The 21,805-nt window shown below is 56.9% G+C and carries 11 protein-coding genes; all 11 read left to right on the top strand.

Going from position 1 to position 21,805, the window contains the following annotated elements; genetic code table 11:
* Positions 1-21 precede the first annotated feature (21 nt).
* The 11 genes from Pla52nx_RS09130 to Pla52nx_RS09080 all read left to right on the top strand — a co-directional run bounded on the left by Pla52nx_RS09130 (position 22) and on the right by Pla52nx_RS09080 (position 21,781).
* Positions 22-2,472 (top strand): BatA domain-containing protein, encoded by a 2,451-nt coding sequence (locus Pla52nx_RS09130; protein ID WP_146521197.1) that lies wholly within the window; start codon positions 22-24, stop codon positions 2,470-2,472.
* Positions 2,465-5,254: a VWA domain-containing protein gene (locus Pla52nx_RS09125; protein ID WP_342190372.1), complete on the top strand. Its 2,790-nt coding sequence runs from the start codon at positions 2,465-2,467 to the stop codon at positions 5,252-5,254. The genes Pla52nx_RS09130 and Pla52nx_RS09125 overlap by 8 nt, the downstream gene beginning before the upstream one ends.
* A gap of 44 nt (positions 5,255-5,298) precedes the next feature.
* Positions 5,299-7,605 (top strand): polyketide synthase, encoded by a 2,307-nt coding sequence (locus tag Pla52nx_RS09120; RefSeq protein ID WP_146521199.1) that lies wholly within the window; start codon positions 5,299-5,301, stop codon positions 7,603-7,605.
* Between the two features lie 234 nt (positions 7,606-7,839).
* On the top strand, positions 7,840-9,693 hold the full coding sequence (locus tag Pla52nx_RS09115) for a hypothetical protein (protein ID WP_231742119.1): 1,854 nt from the start codon (positions 7,840-7,842) through the stop codon (positions 9,691-9,693).
* 14 nt (positions 9,694-9,707) lie between these two features.
* Positions 9,708-10,823, top strand: a complete 1,116-nt coding sequence (locus tag Pla52nx_RS09110; RefSeq protein ID WP_231742120.1) for a hypothetical protein — start codon at positions 9,708-9,710, stop codon at positions 10,821-10,823.
* An 851-nt stretch (positions 10,824-11,674) separates the two neighbouring features.
* Positions 11,675-13,720 (top strand): FAD-dependent oxidoreductase, encoded by a 2,046-nt coding sequence (locus Pla52nx_RS09105; RefSeq protein ID WP_197454756.1) that lies wholly within the window; start codon positions 11,675-11,677, stop codon positions 13,718-13,720.
* A 12-nt stretch (positions 13,721-13,732) separates the two neighbouring features.
* Entirely contained in the window at positions 13,733-15,205 is a 1,473-nt protein-coding gene (locus Pla52nx_RS09100; protein WP_146521201.1) for a cytochrome c3 family protein, read from the top strand.
* Entirely contained in the window at positions 15,202-15,903 is a 702-nt protein-coding gene (locus tag Pla52nx_RS09095) for a DUF3365 domain-containing protein (protein ID WP_342190371.1), read from the top strand. Before Pla52nx_RS09100 ends, Pla52nx_RS09095 begins: the two co-directional genes overlap by 4 nt.
* Before the next feature lie 98 nt (positions 15,904-16,001).
* Positions 16,002-16,412 (top strand): globin family protein, encoded by a 411-nt coding sequence (locus Pla52nx_RS09090; protein ID WP_146521203.1) that lies wholly within the window; start codon positions 16,002-16,004, stop codon positions 16,410-16,412.
* A 305-nt stretch (positions 16,413-16,717) separates the two neighbouring features.
* Positions 16,718-17,296: a dCTP deaminase gene (locus tag Pla52nx_RS09085; RefSeq protein ID WP_146521204.1), complete on the top strand. Its 579-nt coding sequence runs from the start codon at positions 16,718-16,720 to the stop codon at positions 17,294-17,296.
* An 81-nt stretch (positions 17,297-17,377) separates the two neighbouring features.
* Positions 17,378-21,781: a PVC-type heme-binding CxxCH protein gene (locus Pla52nx_RS09080; protein ID WP_231742121.1), complete on the top strand. Its 4,404-nt coding sequence runs from the start codon at positions 17,378-17,380 to the stop codon at positions 21,779-21,781.
* The last annotated feature ends 24 nt before the right edge of the window (positions 21,782-21,805 follow it).

Below are 21,805 nucleotides of genomic sequence, written 5' to 3'. Positions count from 1 at the left end.
TCTGTCTCAAACGGTCATCCAGTGTTCCTTTATCCTGCCCTCCTCGCCGGCTTTTTCTTTGTCGCGGTGCCCTTGTTGGTCCACCTGATCAACATGCTGCGCCATCGCAAGCAGCGTTGGGCGGCGATGGATTTCTTGCTCGCCAGTTATCGCAAGCAGAAAAAATGGATCCGGATGCGGCAACTGTTGTTACTGCTGGCACGGTTGGCGGTCGCGGCGTTGTTGATCGCGCTGTTGTGTGGATGGACCGGAGGACGTCAGTTGTTGAGTGTCTTGGGCGGACAGACCACGCATCATGTGGTGATTTTGGACGACAGCTATTCGATGGGCGATTCCAGCAGTGCCGGAGGCGGAGAAGCGGCCACCGCATACGGCCGAGCCCTGCAGTCCCTGCAAGCTTTGACGCAACAGTTGGCGGGCGACGACGGCAATCATCAGCTGACGGTGATGCGAGCCAGTCGTGCCGCGTTAGCGGTTCGCGGCGGAAACGAATCGGGCGACGTCGCGGCGGACTTGTCCGCTCAGACCATCACCCCGGATGGTCGCTTGATTTCACGAGTGATGTCGACCACCGCCTCACCGATGCGAACCGATTTGATCGCCGCCATCGATTTGGCTGCTCAATTGATGAACGCCACCCCCGCCGACACGAGTTACTTGTACATCGCCAGCGATTTTCGCGCACGCGACTGGGCGACTCCCGAGCGGATCGCCGAATCGATGCGTGGGATCGAGGGCAAGGGGACAGAAATCCGCATGATCGATTGTGCGGCGACACCCGACGGTAATCTGGCGATCACAAACGTCACCCCCGTTCAGGATGTTTGGGTCGCCGGCGTGCCCGTTGTGGTACGAGCGACGATCAAGAATTATGGCCAGTCGGAAGTCAGTAACGTCGCGGTGGGCTGCCGCGTGATTCGATACGGAGAAGACGTCCAGACGATCAATGTGGCCGAGTCCGTCAGCGGTAAAGTCGAGTCGTTGCCCGCGTTGATGATCGAGACACTGGCGCCCGGCGCTGAAGTCACCAAGTCGTTTCAGGTATTTGTCAACGAAGTCGGCACGCATGCGATCGAAGTCACACTGCCGGACGATGCGTTGGCGATCGACAATTCGCGGATGTGCACCCTGCCTCTGTCCAGCGACGCAAAAGTTTTGGTGATCGATTCGGACCCCGACGCCATCGGCGCCTACCACATCAGTTCGGTTCTGAATCCGGGGAGCCAAGTCCGCATCGGTGCGATCCCGGACATCCAAGCACCCGCGTTCTTGCGATCGGCAACCTTTGACGATTTGGCCCAATACCGCGCGATCTATCTGGTGGATTTGCCTGAAGTCACGGATTCGGCAGCCGCGGCGTTGCAAACGTATGTCGAACGTGGCGGTGGGATCGCATGGTTCTTGGGCGGCAATGTCCAAGCCGAATCGTACAACCGAGTATTGCTTGGAACCGATCGACAACTGCTGCCCCGCGCATTGGAGCAAACGGTTGAGTTGCCAGATGGGGACTCGAGCAAGAGCGGAGACATTGTTTTTGGCGACACCGACACTTTGATTGATCCGCTACGCAGCATCGGCGACGCGTCACTCTCACTGATCGGACTTTCACAGTCATGGACGTTGGTCCCGGCGGCCGAACCAACCGAGGATGAAACGACAGCGATGGAGACGGCGTCCGCCGAGGAGGATTCACCAGCGGAGATCGAGGCCGGTCGTGTTCGTACCGTGCTGGCGCGTCGCGACACCTTGCCTTTGGTCACCCAGCATACGGTCGGTCAAGGTCGGGTGGTGACGATCTTGACCGGACTCGATGGCGGCTGGAGCAACTGGACGGGCGACCCGACGTTTGTACCGTTTCTGTTGTTGACGAACGCTTCGCTGTGGAGCGGGGCAGCACCGGCGACGCAACGTTTAGTGGATGCGCCACTGCAGAAGGTCTTAGCAACCAACAATTATTTTCCTGAAACAAAGTTGGCTCCGCCCAGCACCGCACCACCGCGTGTTCCCATCGAAGCGACCGCGAGCGAGAAGGCCGGCGATGACAAAGTCGCGGTGACCTATCAACCCGACGATAGTTTGATCAGCGAAGCCATCGATGTGGACGACTTGCTCCGTCCGGGCGTCTTTGAATGGGGTTTGATTCAAAGCAACGGGAACGGCCAAGTCATCCCGGTGGCTTCGGTCATCCGAGTCGGCGAAGGTGACTTAAGGCGTGCCGATCAAGCCGAGCTGGTCCAGTCCCTGTTGCCGATGCAGATCAAATTCACCAGCAGCGCGGACTACACAGAGCAAGTCAGTACGGCGGGCAGCTCAACGATCACGTTGGTCATGTTGGCGTTGCTGGCGCTGATCTTGGCTGCCGAGCAGGCCTTGGCATACTGGGCCAGCTATCACGTTTCATCTTCGGCGACACCACTGAAAACAGGACCATGGACGTTGGATCATTCACGCGGAGGACGGCACCATGAATGATTCGTCTCGTCAAGTGATTTATGAATTGGCTCGCACCCAGTCGATGTCCGGCTGGTGGTTGTGGGCGTTGTTGGTTCTGTCGCTAGTGATTCTGTTGATTGCTGCGGTTCGGCTGTACCGCCGCGATGCAGCCGAGCTGAGTCGGCCGGTCCGCTGGACGTTGATCACACTCAGGCTGACAGCGATCGTGGCGTTGGTGTTTTTCTTTCTCGACGCTCAACGCCGCACGCAGCGTTCGATCACGCGGCCCAGCGAAGTCGTCGTGTTGGTGGATACGAGTCAAAGCATGTCGTTGCCGGCCTATGAAGACATGGGCAGCGGTAGCCGCGCCGAACTGGCCGCCGCAATCATCAAAGATAGCGAGATGCTGGATAAACTCAGTGCGGAGCATCGCGTCAGTGTCTACGCGTTCGGTGAGAATGCCGAGCCCAGATTGCTGCAAACCAGCGGCGGCGAATTTGGAGCCGCAGACGAAAAACAATCGACGGACTTGGCGGCGTTTTCGCCCATCGCGATGTTGGGAATGGTGCTGTTGGGCATCACGGCGATCTTGTCGGTCTCCTCCCTGATGATCGGCGCGTCGGGAAATGCGGATCGTATCGGATGGATGCTGTTCGCAACGGCTGGCTGCTTGATCGTCGGTTGCGTGATGACCGGCAGCGTCTACTCGATACGAACACAGTATTCGTTGGCCGAGCTGATCGGTTTGCCCAATTCGGAGACGTCCAGTTCAGAGCAGTCTGATTCGCAGCAGTCTGATTCGCAGCAGTCTGATTCGCAGTCCAAGGACACTCAGACGACGGATCCCGTGACTGACGGAGATGGCAATCCGCCGCCGATAAAGGTGTCCGACTGGAACGAATCGATCGCCGCAACGGACGCACAGAGTCGGATCGGTGATGCGATCCGTGGCGTGTTGGTCGACCACGACCCGACCACGCTGGCCGGTATCATTTTGATGAGTGACGGACAAAGCAACGGAGGCAGCGAACCCGGCGCGGCCGTGGCCACCGCCAGACGAAACGAAGTTGCCGTGTTCCCGGTGGGCTTGGGCAGCAGCGCCGCACCGACCAACTTGCGTGTCGTCAACATCAACGCTCCGCAACGTGTTTATCCGAGCGACAAGTTTGCGATCAATGCGGTCCTGCAAGCAAGCGGCGCGGAAAAGATGGAAGTCGAAGTTCAATTGCTGGACGGTTTGGACCAATCGGCGAGCGACGGCGGCGGCGATGCGATGCCGACGCAGGTGGTGGATTCACAAAAGATCACCGTGACCGGTGACGGAACGCTCAAGGGCGTGCGTTTCGAGCTGGAACCTCAGTCTGTTGGACGTCGACGTTTGGCCGTTCGTGTGGTGGCTCCCGAGCAAGATCGAAACGAAGCCGATGACATTCGCGACGCCCGCTACGAAGTCGTCGCACGCAGATTGCGTGTCCTGACGATTGCCGGTGGACCGACTCGCGAGTATCGATTCGTCCGCAATTTGTTGTATCGTGACAAGTCGGTCGAACTGGACACGTGGCTACAGACCGGACAGCCCGGGATGAGCCAGGATGCGGACAAGGTGCTCAGCGAGTTTCCCAAGACGGCGGAGGAACTGTTCGAGTACGACGCGATCGCGATGTTTGATCCGGACTGGACGGCGATCAATCAAGACGGACTGGAACTGTTGGACCGCTGGGTGGGCGAACAAGCCGGTGGTCTGATCATCGTCGGTGGCCCGGTTTACCATCCGCGTTGGTTGAAGCTGCGAACGGATGCGCGTGTGCCGATCATCAAAGGTTTCTTTCCCGTCAATTTCCCTAGTCGTGGACCGTTGATCGGAACCGGACGCCAAGGCGGCGAGAACGCTTGGCCATTGAAATTCACGCCGGAAGCCAGACGCGCGGAGTTCCTGTGGTTGGTGGATCGTCCCGACGAAAGCTTTCAAATTTGGAACGAATTCAGTGGCGTCTACGACTATGTCGGCGTCAGCAGCACCAAGCCGGGCACCAAGGTTTACGCGTATTTTTCGGATCCCACCACGGCGATTTCCGATTCGTTGCCCGTGTACCTTGCTTCGCAGTTTTACGGGGCCGGGCGAGTGTTTTTCCAAGGCAGCGGTGAGATGTGGCGATTGCGACGGACCAGCGATGCCCACTTTGACAGCTACTACACCAAGCTCATCCGCTGGGTGTGCGAAGGTCGTTTGCTGCGGGACAGCAATCGCGGGCGTTTGCTGGTGGAGAACCAACGAGCCATGATCGGCGACACGATCACGGTCCGCGCGGTATTGAGCGACGATCAGTTCGAACCGCTGGTGGTGCCGGAGGTCCAAGCCAAATTGTTAGCACCCAGTGGACGCATCGAAGACGTTCGTTTGCTGCCGGTCGCCGGCGAGCCTCGGCCGGGCACCTATGGCGGTCGATTCTTAGTCCGCGAAGCCGGCAGCTATGAATTACGACTGACACTCGGAGATGCGCTCAACGAAGAAGTGCTGCGGCAGACGGTGCAAGTCAGCTTGCCCACCGTGGAACTGGAACGCCCACGCAGAAACGATGACGAACTGAAACAGTATGCCTCGACGACGGGAGGAGTTTTCTTACCCATTGACGATCCATCGGGACCAGATTCGGTTGCATCCGAATTAGTGGAACGGATTCGTCCGCAGCCTCAGACCACCGTTTTGCCCGGAACCGCAGATCAAGACTTTGCACAGCGACGTAATTTGGCCCTGATGTGGCTGATCGCCAGTGTGTTGACCATGGAATGGGTGACGCGACGATTGCACCGGCTGGCCTAACCCACAAACGATCCAACGATCAATAGAGAACGACACGAACGCTCATGCTCGATCCCAAACTTCAATCGCTACTCCAATCGCTCCGGCAACGTGTCCGCCGGTACGTCGTTTGGGATTCGGTGCTGGCTATCTTGGCCGTCGCCCTGGTCGCGTTTTGGGTCGGTTTGGCCGTCGATTACTTGCCGGTCTTGATGGGCGGCACCGAGATGCCACGCTCGGCACGCGGTTTCTTGCTGTTGGTGGTGACAGTGGCAATCGTGTTCATCGTTGCCAAGCTGTTGATTGGTCGCCTCAGCAAATCGTTGCCCGATGACTCCTTGGCGTTGTTGGTCGAGCGTCATCATCCTCAGTTGGGCGGGCGTTTGGTCACCGCCGTTCAGCTCGATCGGCCGGGGCGGCAACATGATGCGCACTCCAAAGACCTATTGCGAATGGTTCACGATGAAGCCGCTCAGGTGATCGATCAAGTCGACCCGAATCGCGTGTTTCGCTGGCAGCCGCTGGCGAGAAAAGCAATGGTGGCAGGTCCGCTGTTGTTGTGCTGCATCGGCTTGGCGATTTTTAGTCCCCAGTCATTTGCCCGCGCGGCAAGTCGGCTGACGTTGTTTTCGGATGATCCATGGCCGCGACGCGCTCGACTGGAAATGGTCGGCGTCGAGTTACCGCTCGTTTCCGCGTCCGAACAAGCCGCCGAAGAATCCGTCAGCCGCGAATTCGTTGACAACGTGGTCCGATTGCCGGTGGGCAGCAATCCGATGCTGCGAATCCGCGCCGACGCCGAGAACGCAGAAGTCCCCGATGTGTGCACCGTCTATTACCAAACCGACGACGGTACGAGAGGCCAGTCCAACATGCGACGCGTCGGTCGCGTGCGTGACGGTTACCAAGGGTTTGTCCTGGACGGTCCACCACTGACGGGCTTGAGCGAGTCGATGACGTTTACCGTTCAAGGACTCGATGACAGGTTGGCCGATTATCGAATCGAAGCCGTCGCACCGCCAGCCATTTCGAAAATGCAAGTCAATGTGCGCTACCCCGAATACCTGAGAACGGTCGGCGGCGAAGGACCAGACTTGCAGACCGAGTACCAAGCCGGTTTGCGGATCAGCGAGGGCAGCGAAGTCACCCTGCAGGCCAGCTCCAGCGCACCGCTGGGCGACGTCGACATCGTTTACGAAATCGACGGCCAGGAAACCCGCGTCAATGAATTGACTTGGAACGACGAACAATCCCAGTTCGCGATCACCTTGCCGGATTTCAAACGCCCCACAGCAGTTCGAATGGTGCCTCGTGACCCAACGGGGATTTCCTCTCAAGCACCGTATCGCTATTTCCTCGGTGCGGTACTCGACCAACCACCCAACGTCACACTGAAACTCGACGGGATCACATCGGCGATTACCCCCAGTGCACGGTTGCCTCTCAGTTCGACCGCGACCGATGACTACGGCGTTCAGTCGCTGACTTTCAATGTCGTATCCGCCGCCGGAGATGACGGCGAAGTCAAACCCGCCGAGGCAAACGCGCCGACGGAATCGTCAGTGTCCCCGGAACTGGACCGCGCGGGAAACGCCAGTGCCGTAATCGATCTGCGTGATTTGACCGCAGACGGAAAGCTGATCGCGTTGCAACCTGGCTCTGCGCTGAATGTCTTTGCCGAAGCCACCGATGGATACGATCTCGATGGAACGCACACCGCCGCAAGTGAACTGTTCCGCTTGCAAGTCGTCACACCTGAAGCACTATTGGCACTGCTGGAACGCCGCGAACTCGGCCTGCGTTCTCGGCTGGAGCAGACGATCACCGAAATGATGGGACTACGAGAGACGCTCACCGGTTTTCCCAACGGTGAGTTGAGCGACGATCCTGACCAAGAAGCCGAGCGGTTACGTGAGCTGCAGATCCGCCGACTGCGTGTTCAGCAAGTCCAACTGCAGGCGCAGAAGACCTCCGAGGAGCTGACCGGAATCGCGACTTCCTTGGAAGACATCCTGGCGGAAATGGTCAACAACCGGGTTGATTCGGCAGACCGTCGGGAACGATTGGGCGAAGGTGTCCGAGACCCGTTAAAACAAATTGTCGAGAAACCGCTCGCAAAATTGATCGACCAGATTGCCCAGGTCGAACGATCCGTCGAAACCCCGAAAATCGCGGCAGAAAAGACCGAACAGGCGGTTCAAACGGCTGACGAAGTCCTGTTAGCATTGAACGCTGTGCTGGACAAAATGCTCGATTTGGAGAGTTACAATGAAATTCTGGACATGGTCCGCGGTCTAATCAATGACCAGGAAGCCCTCCAAGAAGAAACCAAAGAGGAACGCAAGAAACGTGTCCGCGACCTGTTCAAGTAATAAAAGTACGTCAGGCTTTCCAGCCTGACATGCCCCCAAGTACGTCAGGCTTTCCAGCCTGACATGCCCCCAAGTACGTCAGGCTTTCCAGCCTGACATGCCCCCAAGTACGTCAGGCTTTCCAGCCTGACATGCCCCCAAGTACGTCAGGCTTTCCAGCCTGACATGCCCAGCGTATGTCAGGCTAGAAAGCCTGACGTACATGACCACACGAGCATTTCCATGACCCTTACGATGAAACCTCAACGACTCCGACGAAACTTCGTGGGAACCTGTTTTTGCGTTCTCGCCGCATGGGTCACACTGTTGACGGTTCCTGCGGCCGCGGATGAATCGCAACTGTTGCTCAAACAAGACGGCGTCGCGAAACGCTATGAGCGATTGGAAGAACTGCTGTTGCGGATGGCCGATGTCGAGGCCGCCGAGAACCCCGAACGTGCGGCGTTGCTTCGACGTGCAGCGAAACAATCCAGAGATCAATTCGTCCTGGAGAAGTTGCGGGATGCCTCGAAGTCGATCGAGAACCAAAAGTTTCAGGATGCGATCGACAATCAAGAAGCAGCAAGTGAAGGCCTCAAGTCGATCCTGACGTTGTTGATGAGCGAAGATCGCTCGAAGCGGATTCGCGACGAAAAAGAACGCGTCGCGAAGCTGATTTCCGACCTCAAACGAATCGAACGATCTCAACGCAGCACACGCGCCCGCACCGAGAATGGCGCGGATCTGGATGAGGTCAAAGGCGAGCAGAAAGACATCGCCAAACGCAGCGAAGAACTGAAGGATCAGATCAGCGAAGACAACGAGTTTGACCAGCCCGAAGCTGAATCCAAAGACTCGGAGTCTGCCGAATCAGAGTCAGCAGAATCAGACGCTGCTCAATCGGATGCCGCCCAAGAAAGCGATTCCAAATCTGGTGACGCTTCGAAATCCGAGGAAAACCAGGAGTCAGATTCCAAGCCGATGGGCGACTCCAAAGACGACCCGAGCAAGTCCGACAAGCCCAGCGATTCAGACGGTAAACCTTCCGAGGAAAAGCCAACCGACGGCAAACCATCAGAAGCAAAACCATCAGAAGCAAAACCATCAGAAAGTAAGCCTTCTGATAGTCAACCGTCAGACGGCAAACCGTCGGAGTCGAGTGAATCCAAACCATCGCAGTCCAAACCATCACCGTCACAAGACGGCAAGCCTTCCGAGTCCTCCGGCCAGCCACAGCAAGACTCTTCTGAGCAGGATTCCGCTCAACAGCAACCTCAAACTCCTCAGCAACAGGCCGAACAGGAGTTGCAGGAGGCGATTGAGAAGATGGAGCAGGCGCAAAAGGAACTCGACGATGCCAAGCGAGATCAGGCGACCGAGCGGCAGCGGGAGGCCGAAGCCCAGTTGCGAAAGGCCATCGATCGGCTCGAAAAAATCCTTCGTCAGCTTCGCGAAGAAGAAATGATGCGGGAACTCGCCCGATTGGAGGGGCGTCTAAAACGCATGGCGGCGATGCAGACAAAAGTGTATGAGGACACGGTGGCTTTGTCGGCGGTCCCCCAAGAACAGCGAAATCGTCAGACGGACCTCAAGGCGGGAAATCTCTCCTTCGAGGAGAAAAAGATCACCATGGAGGCGGATCGAGCAATGCTGCTATTGCGAGAGGAAGGCTCCAGCGTGGCGTTTCCTGAGGTGGTTGCACAAATTCGCGACGATACCGACCGAGTTGCCCAACGATTGGGCGAGTCCAAAATCGATGTGATCACCCAAGGAATCCAGCAAGATATTTTGGCGGCCCTGGAAGAAATGATTTTGTCGCTCCAACAGGCCCAACGGGACTTGGAGAAACAGCAGCAGCAAAACCAACAACAACCCCAACAACAGCAAGGCGGAGAGCAAGAACAGCCCCTCGTGGACAGTATTGCGGAGCTAAAATTGATCCGGACGATGGAAACCCGAATCAAATCGACCACCCAGCGGTATGCCCAGACACTAGAATCTGGGGAGACATCGGCGCAGGATTTGCTGCCGCTTTTGAAGAGCTTGTCGGACAGGCAACAACGGTTGTACCAAATCACACGCGATTTGGTGATGAAGCGTAACCAGTAGAACCAGGCAAACACATGGCGAACCGACTGACTGCTCGCGTGACACGGCTACCGGCCCTGTCGATCTGGCCTCTCATTTTGATCACGTCCATCGGGGTCATGACACTGAGCCTCCAAGTCGCCTCTGCAACCGCTGATGACGAATCGCTCGAGAATCAAGCCAGTTGGCACGCACGCGACGCCGAATCCATGTCCGGTTTGCTGCGTCAGTCACTCGATCAACTCGGTGCCGCCCCCGTCGCGATGGATGAGACGTCTCAGCGATTCTTGTCCGCCATTGAGCAGCAAGACGCCGACCCGCTCGACGCGTTCGTCTCCGTCATCCAACCACTCGTCCCCAGCGTCCGAGACTTGATTCAGTCTGCCACCGATGACCCCATCGCTGCGGCCAAGAGCATGGACCCCTCTCAAAGTGTCTATGCCGAAATTGAATCTTTGCCAAAACAAATGCGGATGAGCGTTCGAACTTGGTTGGGACGCTTGTTGGTCCGTCAACGATTGTTCGATGAAGCCCTGCCGGTGATCGCCGAAGTCGACGTGGTGGAGTCGCTCGATCCGGCTTCGGCCTTGTTCTACCGCGGCGCATGCTATCACGCGTTGCTGATGAAAAAGGACGCTCTGACCGATTTGCGACGTCTATTGGAAAACGAAGCCGACTCACCGGTTCGTTTCACACGCACGGCCAAGTTGATGATCGCTGACATCAAACCGCTCAAAGAAGACTCACTGGACGAGATTTCGCGATTGATGAGTGACGTCACCCGTCGCCTGGACTTGGGACGCAGTAATGAGCAAGTCGAAGACCAAGAGCAAAAGATCATCGACAAGTTGACGAAGCTGATCGAGAAACTGGAGGAGCAACAGCAACAACAACAGCAGCAGCAACAAAGTCAATCCGGTCAAGGAAGCGGCAAGCAGGAACCCGGCCAAGCTCAGCCGATGCAAGACAGCCAGATCGCTGGAGGTTCGGGCAATGGCAACGTTGACAAAAAGAAGTTCGACGAAGAAGCCTGGGGTAATTTGCCACCCGCAGAACGCAAAGAAGCGTTACAGCAAATCAGTCGCGATCTACCCACCCACTACCGCGACGCCATCGAAGCCTACTTCCGCAAACTGGCGACCGACAAGTAGCCGGCCAAGTAGCCCAGCAAATGCTTACGCTGGGCTGCTCTATAGTTGCGGTTGGCTCAATTTAGGCATTTCTTCGAAACCATTCCTGTTCCACTGTCACCTCCCCCAAGGAACGAGACTGCTGATTTAGTGAGCCGCAAGGCGCTAGCCGCGGGCCTAATGGTGTTGACGAAACCCTTCGAGGCCCGTGGCTAGCGCTATCGGCTCACAGACACAACGCAACACGATTCAATCAGCAGTCTCGGAACTTGGGGGAGGTCGAGCAGAGCCTTACAGGCGAATGCGAGGGAGGGGGCCTGTCTGCGCAAGTAAACGTTCGGAATTGGCAAGACGTTTTCCGGGGCGCGCTATCGCCGTGGAACGTCGAGCGACTGTCGTTCGACTCTCCGAGTCGAAAACGAACACCTTCATACGCCAAACAACAACCAAACGCCATGAGCCGTGCCGCGTGACCGGCACCTCCCCCAAGGAACTTGGGGAAGTTCGGGCCTTGGCCACTTTCTCGCAACCGTCTTCTCGACCAGGATCGCTGCTTCGCTTAGCAGTCTCGATCGGTCTATGCCACGAAAAGAGGCATTCGCCGTTGCATTGCTTCATCCCAACTGCGTTGCCTGGAACGTATCCGCACACCTAACGGTTGCGATACAGCCATTTGGTCTGCGTAATGGACCATCGCGTCACACCCGCACATCACGCCCTTTTTCTACACCAATTGGTATATCAATTGCCAAGCCATGGGTATCGATGGATCTGTTGATACCCAGCAATGAATGCTGATTGTTTTCCTACGTACGCTTCACGCTGAATTGCTCAATGCGTGGATGCCCGTGGAATGGTTTTCAAAGGCTGCGATGTCCACTGTGCTTCAAGCTCGCCAATCGCAAATCAAAGACTGCTCTGCAAGTCCCCAGAACGAGAGCGTCGTGGTCAAGCAACGATTGGTAATTGTCGGTGGAGGCATGTCAGCGTTCGGTTTGTGCGATCGGCTTGTTCGCCGAAAATCCATCCAGCGGTATGCAGTCACAGTTTATGGAGACGAGCCGACACCCGCCTATGACCGGGTCAACCTTTCCAAACTCTTTTCCGAATCCAACGCTGAAAAGCTACTGCTGGCGTCGCCTCAATGGTACGCCGAGCATTCGATCAAGCTGATCACGGGACGTCGAATTCGATCCATCGATCGCGAGAGTCGAGAGGTGATCGATGATCAAGACGAGCGGATTCCATATGATCGTTTGATCTTGGCGACAGGGTCCCATGCGTTTTTGCCGCCAGTTCCTGGAATCCGCTCGCAAGGTGTTTTCGTCTATCGGTCGCTGCAGGATCTACAGGACATCAAGTCATTCATCGAGACCAATAGCGTTAGCAACGGAGTGGTGATCGGTGGCGGCTTGCTCGGACTGGAAGCGGCAAAGATCCTGAGCGATGCGGGTGTGGCGGTCTCCGTTGTCGAAATGGCGCCTGGTTTGATGCCTCGGCAATTGGATGCCAAGGGCGCAGCATTATTGAAAACAAGAGTCGAGTCGATGGGGCTGGAGGTGTCACTCGTCCGGCGTCTGCATTGCATCGAAACAGAAAGCCCTGGGCGTTTGAGACTCGACTTCGAGAATGCCGAAAGCGTCAGCGTCGGGATCGTGATCGTTGCTGCGGGAGTGCGTCCCAACGACGACTTGGCTCGCGGCTGCGGGTTGCCGGTGGGGCAGCGGGGTGGAATCGTGGTCGATGACACGTTGACGACTGCGGATCCCTTGATCCACGCGATCGGCGAGTGCGTCAGCCATCGAAGCCACGTCTACGGTTTGGTCGCACCGTGTTACCGCATGGCGGATGTGTTGGCACATCGACTCTCCGGTGAGTCGGCCACGTTTCTGGGAGCTGATGAATCGGCTGAGCTCAAGCTGATGGGGGTACAGGTTGCGACGCTTGGTCGAGCCTTGGGTGATTCCCCCGGCGGCATCCCGCTGATCAATCAAGATGAGCATGGATATCGAAAGATTTTGCTGGAGCAAGGACGGATCGTGGGCGCCTCGTGCGTCGGTGATTGGAACGAGTTGCCTCAAGTGAGGCAAGCGATCAATCGTCAGCAGCAGATGTGGCCTTGGCAGCGAAGAAGGTTCATGCGAACAGGCAGTCCATGGGCACCCTCGGGTGCATGGCCGGTCGCTGAATGGCCGAGCGATAGTGTGGTTTGTGCCTGTCTGGGGATCAGCAAAGGCACGCTGACGGAAATGATCGAGTCAGGTTGTGAGGATCTGAACCAACTGTCTGCTCGATGCGGTGCCGCGACCGCCTGTGGCAGTTGTCGACCATTGGTTCAGGAGCTCGTGACAGGCACACCAGAGGTGGTTGCTGCTCCCGGCACGCGCACATTGATCACCGCATCGTTGGTGGGAATGTTGGCCGCTGTGATGTTGCTGTTGTTGCCACCCATTACGATGGCCGATTCGGTGCAATCCGGCATGCGATCGATCGATGTGCTCTGGCGATCGGATTTCCTCAGACAAGTCACCGGCTTCACTTTGCTCGGAGTCCTGTCGCTGGGGATGCTTTTCTCACTACGCAAACGAATCATTCGTTTCAGATGGGGCCAGTATGCTTGGTGGCGTGTGTTGCACGGAATTCTCGGCACTGCCACTCTGTTTTGCTTCGCGGTTCACACTGGCCTGCGACTGGGCAGCAATCTCAATCTTGTGCTTTCGTGCAGCTTCATCGCCGCCGCGTTGGTCGGCGCATTCTCTGGGGTCGCGGTCGGACTGGAGTCATCACTGCCGCGTCGATACGCGATGTTGTTTCGTCAATGGCGTCCCCGTCTGACGAAGTGGCACCTATGGATGACATGGCCGATACCGGTGCTGATCGCCCTGCATGTCTTCAGTTTCTATTGGTTCAGTGACTGAGGCAATGAATCGATGACGACACCAAACCAGACTCCCGAGGACCGGGAATCATTGCCGGTAGGCGACAGCAATTGCGAGACCGCAACTGACTCTGTCGTGAACTCCACTGCGAACACCGGGCACCGAACAGCGTGGGTGACGTGGGCGGCTCTCAGCGCGGGAGTGATCGGAGTGTTTTTGTACGGAATCTATGTTCCTGCTTCGCAAATCCAATCAGCAATGCTGCCGGGCGAAACCACGCATGGTCACCATCAAATTGAGCTGGCGTGCAATGTTTGTCACTCGCCCAAAGCCGATCCATCGGACCATGATGCCGCCAACGTGATGCAGAACGCTTGTATCGAGTGCCATGGTCAGCAGCTCCAGGACGCGAACGACACGCATCCGGCTAAGAAGTTTAATGATCCGGTGAATGCCGAAAAGCTTCTGGTGTTGAATGCTCAAGACTGTTTGACGTGCCATCGAGAGCACGTCCCCGAGCAGACGCAGCCCATGGGTCTGACCATGCCGAGCGACTACTGCTGGCACTGCCATCAAGATGTTGCTCAGTCGCGACCAAGTCACCAAGCCATGGCGTTTGATAGCTGCGCCACTGCGGGCTGCCACAACTACCACGACAACCGTGCCCTGTACGAAAAATTCTTGGACGACCACCATGGCGAACCGGACTTGATCGACCAAGGCAGGGTTCCCCGGCGTGACATCATCACGCCATGGCAACAGAATCATCCCGAGCGACATGCCCTGGATCAGAATGCGTCGGATGCCCCCGACACGGTCTCGGCTACGAATGCAATTCTGAACGACTGGGCCGACACCGCCCACGCATCGGCCGGTGTGAATTGCACCGATTGCCACCAGATAGACTCGCTCTGGTCAGACTCGGTTTCGATGCAGCAGTGCGAAACGTGTCACCAACGTCAAGTCGAGACGTTTCAAACGGGCAAGCACGGGATGCGTTTGGCCGCGGGGTTGTCGCCGATGAAACCCGAGTTGGCAAGACTGCCGATGCATTCCGGTGCGGCACACCGTGAATTGAACTGTTCGGCGTGCCACAGCGGACATCGGTTTGACACCCAGTTTGCGGCCGTTCAGGCGTGCCTGTCCTGTCACGCCGATTCTCACTCGCTCGCTTATCAGGGTTCTGCGCACGCTGAGCTTTGGTCGGCCGAGACGATGGGTGAGGCAGCAGCCGGGTCTGGAGTCAGTTGTGCCACCTGTCACCTGCCACGTCTGAATGACGGCGATTCCGTGTGGGTCAATCACGATCAAAACGCTGGATTGCGTCCCAGCGAAACGATGGCACGACAAGTCTGTCTTCATTGCCATTCGCTGGAGTATTCGCTAAGTGCGTTGAGCGACCCACATTTGTTGCGGAACTGTTTTTCGTCGCCCGTCATCGTTCGAACCAAGAGCGTGGAGATGGCCCACCAGTGGTTCGAATCTAAGAAGCGAAGTCGTACCCGTCGAAGTCCAACTCCATGACCCATACGCGATCCCGGCAGGTCGCGACCACTCACAATCAATCGTTTTTCTACATTGCACTCCACAAGGAATTCCGCATGCGTCGTTCGTCAACTTTCATTTCTGTTTTCTCCCTTGCAGTGGTTGCTAGCTGCACACTTCCAATACTGTTCTCCGGTTGCGGAACATCGGAAGCCAGCTCGTCGGCGACGCCGACAGGAATCTCGCCGCAGAAGTTCGCGGACGGGGTGCACGCCGTCATGATGGCTGATCGAACGGTTTACGCGACTCATGTAGTGACGAATCTCAAGAAACAGGGCGCGCCGGTCACTGCAGATGAGTACTGGAAAGACAGCACCAACGCGATTCCATTGCCCGCACAAATGTTTCGAATGGGGGCGGAGCTTGTCGACGAAAACCCGCAAGCCGGGTTCAAGTACGCGTTGCGAAGCCAATGGCCGCTGAACGAGCAGCATACAGCGCAAACGGATTTGGAACAGGAAGCGCTGAAGTACATCTCGGACAACCCCGGTGAGAACTTTTACGGCGAAGAAACCCTTGGCGGCAAAAAGTATTTCGTCGCCGTGTATCCCGACAGGGCTGTCGCAGAGGCCTGTTGGACTTGCCACAACGAGCATCCCAATCGAGGCGAATCGTACCCCGAGTTTGCCAAAGACGATGTCATGGGTGGCGTCTTGGTGCGCATTCCCATGCCCTAGGGACCTCGTCTCGTCGCCATTTCAATTCGCCGTGAACTTTGGAACCCTGTAAACACTTCATTCTTTTTATCACTTTGCCAACCAGAAAGAAAATCAACATGACGCCCGAGAAAATTGAAGCCGTTCAGACCACGTGGGATCAAGTCAAACCGGATGCCGAGAAAGTCGCCGAGTTGTTCTACGGAAAGCTGTTCGAGCTGGACCCCTCACTTCGATCACTTTTCAAAGGTGACATGAAGGAGCAAGGCCGGAAGCTGATGGCGACCCTGAATCTAGCCGTGACGTCGTTGACTCGATTGGAGGAAATCTTGCCTGCCGTCGAAGAACTCGGACGACGCCATGTGCAATACGGGGTTCCAGAGGAAAGCTACAGCACCGTAGGCGAAGCGTTGCTTTGGACATTGCAACAAGGACTGGGGGACGGATTCACCGACGAGGTCAAGGAAGCCTGGACAGAGACCTACGTGACACTCAGCTCCGCCATGCTCAACGCGGCGCACGCCGCCTAGCGCGCTGTTGATTGAGTGCGTTACGCAATCGTTGTGAGCCGATGGCGCTAGCCGCGGGTTTCGAAGGGTTGCGTCTTCACCATTAAGCCCGCGGCTAGCGCCGTCGGCTCACTGAATCGACAGCCCATAAGCGGTCGACCGGGAGCCAGATCAGCGCGCCACGCGGAGCGTTCTGAAAAGAATCCATCCTGATTTTCGCAAAGTCCCCGGCACACCTCCGGGACCGATCCGTTAAACTGGAGGCAGTTCGGATTCCGCCGAGTTGAATCGGCGGCCAGTTGCTGACGACACACGATGGATTTGGAATGCTTCTTTCCGGCAAAGAAATCTTGCGAGAGCTTGGTGGTTCGATCCGCATCGATCCCTTTGACCCCGAACGGCTGAATCCCAACAGCTACAATCTGTCGCTCCACAACGAACTGCTGGTCTACGAAGAAATCGTGCTGGACTCGGCAACCCCGAATCGATACCGACGCTTGGAGATCCCCCCGGAAGGGATCATCTTGCAGCCCAACATGCTGTACCTGGGACGCACGGTCGAAACGACTGAAACTCACGCCTGTGTTCCCATGATTCAGGGGCGAAGCTCCGTGGGCCGCTTGGGGCTGTTCATCAATCCCGGCGGTTCGCTCGGCAATGTCGGCTATTGCGGAACTTGGACGATCGAAATGCACTGCGTCCAGCCGGTCCGAATCTACAGCGGAATGCAGATCTGCCAGATCTTTTACATGCAACTGCACGGCTCGGCGGACGAATATTGCAGCGACAAGTACCAGAACAGCACGGACATTCAGCCGAGCTTGATCTATCGAGAATTGGGGGGGAAGGACAGTTCTCAATTGGAACTGGATTTCGACAAATTGGTGCGTTCAACCCCGGAATGAATCAGTTAGCGCAGAACCGGATTTTTCGGCTAAACTATTGGCAACTTCCCGTTCTGTAACCATTCCCCCCGGTACTTCACAGTGAATCGTCTTTGCAACTGGGCGTCGTCGATGCCTCGTCACGGTCTTTTCGTTCTCTTCACATGCGTCCTGCTGGGACTCCTTTCTGGTGGTACTGCCACGGCAAATCACCTGGACGTGCTGTTCCTCGGGGACAGCGGCCACCACGTACCCCGGCAACGTTTTGACCAGCTCCAACCGGAAATGGCCGCACGGGACATTCGTCTGGTTTACACCGACGATCTGGCGGACATCAACGCGGACAATTTGGCGATGTACGACGTCTTGTTGCTGTACGCCAACATTGATGAGATCACGCCGTCGGCCGAACAAGCCGTGATGGATTACGTGAACAATGGCGGCGGGTTTGTGCCGTTACATTGTGCGACTTTCTGCTTTCGAAATTCACCCAAGATGGTCGCGTTGATGGGGGCGCAGTTCCAACGACACGGAACAGGCGTTTTCCGCACCGAGATTCAGAACAACCATCCGCTGATGAAGAGTTTCGGCGGATTCGAGAGCTGGGACGAGACCTACGTCCATCACTTGCACAACGAAGAAAACCGAACGGTTTTGTCCTACCGCGTCGATGAAAACGGCCGCGAACCGTGGACTTGGATTCGCACCCAAGGCAACGGACGTGTTTTCTACACCGCATGGGGTCACGATCATCGCACTTGGGGAAATCCAGGATTCGTCAACCTCGTCGAACGCGGAGTCCGCTGGGCTGCCGGTGACGATCAGACCAGCGTTCCCGCCTATCTGGTCGACGCGCCGTTTCCCATCCCAGAGATGAATACGGTTCCAGCCGATCTGAAACCATTCACCTACAGCGAAGTCGGCAACAAGATCCCCAACTACACCCCGGGCCAGTCGTGGGGAACCCAAGGCCAGCCGCTGTCGACAATGCAAGATCCTTTGCCGGCCGAGGAATCGATAAAGCACGCGGTGGTCCCCAAGGGATTCCACCTCGAACTGTTTGCCGCCGACCCCGACATTCAAGGCAAACCGATCGCGATGTCCTGGGACGAACGCGGTCGACTCTGGATCGCGGAAACCTACGACTACCCCAACGAACTGCAACCCGAGGGCAAGGGCCGTGACCGCATTCGCATTCTGGAAGACACCGACGGTGATTGGAAAGCCGACAAGTTCACGGTGTTTGCGGAAAAGCTCAGCATTCCCACCAGCATCACCTTTGATCGCGGTTCGGTGATCGTTCACGACGGTACTCGCACTTTGCGATTGACCGATACCGATGGCGACGACAAAGCCGATCAACGCGAAGTCATCTTTGAGGGTTGGAACCAAGGCGACACCCACGGTGGTGTCAGCAATTTCCAATACGGTTTGGACAATTGGATTTGGGCCATGCAAGGCTATAACGACTCCCGACCCAAGAACGACAAGATCGACGATGACGACGCCGTCTCGTTCCGCAATGGCTTCTTTCGTTTCCGACCCGATGGCGGCGAAGTAGAGTTCATTCGCTCCACCGACAACAACACTTGGGGACTGGGGATCAGCGAAGAAGGCATCATTTTTGGCTCGACCGCCAACCACAATCCAAGCGTTTACATGCCCATTGCCAACCGCTATTACGAACGCGTACGCGGCTGGACTCCGAATCTGCGCCTGGGAACAATCGCCAAAGATCACCTGTTTTCACCGATCACCGACAAAGTGCGTCAAGTCGACCACCATGGTGGTTTCACCGCTGCAGCCGGGCACGCGTTGTACACCGCACGCAACTATCCACAGCCTTGGTGGAACCGGACCGCGTTCGTCGCCGGTCCGACCGGACACCTGCTGGCGACCTTTGTCATCAAACCCGATGGCAGCGACTTTCACTCGTCGAATGAGTTCAACCTATTCGCCAGCGATGACGAATGGACCGCCCCGATCATGGGCGAAGTCGGCCCGGACGGCAATGTTTGGGTGATCGATTGGTACAACTACATCATCCAACACAACCCCACGCCGCGCGGTTTCGAGACCGGCAAAGGCAACGCGTACAAGTCCGACTTGCGTGACAAGAAACACGGGCGAATCTATCGCGTCGTCTATGATGATGCACCCGATCGCAAACCTCGTTCGCTGAAAAACGCTGACGCCCAAACGTTGGTCAAAACGCTTGCCGACAACAACATGTTCTGGCGTCGCCAAGCACAGCGTCTGTTGGTCGAACGCGGCAAGGATGATGTCCAAGACCCGTTGATCGCCCTGGTCAACGATACTTCCACCGACGAAATCGGTCTCAATCCGGGTGCCATCCACGCCCTCTGGACCATGCACGGACTGGGAATGCTGGATGGACAACATCCCAAGGCAACCCAAGCCGCGCTGGCCGCATTAAAGCACCCCTCCGCAGGCGTTCGACGAAACGCGTTGGCCGTGTTGCCAAACATCGCCGAATCAACACAAGCCGTTGTCGACGGTGATCTGTTGTCGGACTCGGATGCCCAAGTTCGACTCGCCGCGTTGCTGGCACTGTCAGATTTGCCGCCATCGACCGCCGCGGGTGCCGCCATCTTGGCAATGTCGCAAGACAAGTCTTTGGTGGATCGCTGGATCGGCGATGCGATCGTCAGCGCCGCAGCGAACAACGCCTTCGGATTCTTGACCGCCGTCGCGGGACTGACATCAGACCCTGGATCATCTGTCCTCGATTCGACTCGTGTCATCACCGAGCACTACGCACGCGGCGCACCCGTCGACTCCATCGCTCCGTTGTTCCAAGCACTTCAGAATGCTCCGGTCGACACAGCCAGTTGGATCATTGATGGGTTGGCACAAGGTTGGACGACCGAGGAATCGCCCGAGATGACCGACGCGTTGGTCAGCGCGATGGATCAATTGTTACAAAAGGCTCCAGCCAGTTCACAGGGCAACCTCGTCAAACTCGGTCGCCTTTGGGGCAGCGAGCATTTCAAAAAATATGCCGCTGAGATCAATGCCACCTTGCTGGCTCAGGTCCAGGACGAATCGCTGGCAATGAACAAGCGGATTGCCGCAGCGACCGAAATGGTGCGATTCGGAGCGGCCGACGACGACACCCTGTTCGACTTGCTCGATTGCATCACTCCGCAAGCCGCACCAGAACTCGCCGGCGGCATCATGCAGGCGATCGGGGAGCACCGCTCACCGGAGTTGGGCGAAGAACTGGTTGACCGCTTCGACTCCTTCACGCCAAAACTGCGTTCGCAAGGACTCGCGGTCCTATTGCAGCGTCCCGAACGCACCAGAGCCATGTTGGCGGCGATCGATAGCGGCGCGATCCAGGTTTCTGAACTGTCGCTGGATCAGCGACAGTCGTTGCTGGATCACCCAGAAAATGCGATCCGACGAAGTGCACGCGAAATCCTGTCGCGTGGCGGTGCGGTTCCCAATGCGGACCGGCAAGCCGTCATGGAAAGCCTCATCTCCGTCACCAAGGCGACCGGCAACGTCGAGAATGGCATGGCCGTTTTCACCAAAAACTGTGTCAACTGTCACTTGCATGGAAAGCTACCCGGACTGGGCAAACGCATCGGCCCGGACTTGACCGGCATGGCCGTACACCCCAAGGCCGAGTTGTTGACTCACATTTTGGATCCCAATCGTGACGTCGAGGGAAACTATCGCGCGTACAATGTGATCAAAGCCGACGGAACCGTGCTGGTCGGGTTGTTGGCCAGTGAGTCTCGTACAGCGATCGAGATCTACAACAGCCAAGGTGAAAAGCTACCGATCCTGCGTGAAGACATCGAAGCGCTCAAGGCGTCGACGAAGTCGCTGATGCCGGAAGGGTTTGAAAAGCAGATCACGGCTCCAGAATTGACTGACTTGCTCGAATTCCTGACCGAGCGTGGTCGATTCGTCCCGGTCGATCTGCGAAAAGCGGCCACGATCGCATCGGACCGTGGGATGTTCAATTCCAAAGAAGGCGACTTGGAACGTTTGATCTTCCGCGATTGGTCCAACAAAGAGTTCGAAGGCGTCCCCTTCGCCTTGATCGATCCGCAAGACGGAAAGGTTGCCAACACGATTCTGTTGTACGGCCCGGCTGGCGCCATGTGTCGCACGATGCCTCGTCAAGTCAACGTGCCCTGCAACACCGCGACTCGCATGATCCACATGCTCGGCGGCGTCAGCGGATGGGGATTCCCGTACGGTGAGAAAGACAGCGTGTCGATGATCGTCAAGCTGAACTATGCCGACGGCGAGAGTGAGCAGATCGAACTCAAAAACGGAGTTCACTTTGCCGATTACATCCGCCGAGTCGATGTCCCGGAATCCAAGTTCGCATTTGCGGTTCGCAATCAGCAAGTACGATACTTGACCGTGACCCCGACGCGATCGGAAGTCATCGAGTCGATCGATTTCATCAAAGGCCCCGACGGCACAGCTCCGGTGGTCATTGCAGTGACACTGGAAACACTGTGATCACAACACGTAGTCGCGTCTCTC

Source organism: Stieleria varia (genome assembly GCF_038443385.1).
GTDB classification, from domain to species: domain Bacteria; phylum Planctomycetota; class Planctomycetia; order Pirellulales; family Pirellulaceae; genus Stieleria; species Stieleria varia.
This window is presented reverse-complemented; position numbering and strand designations above follow the sequence as displayed.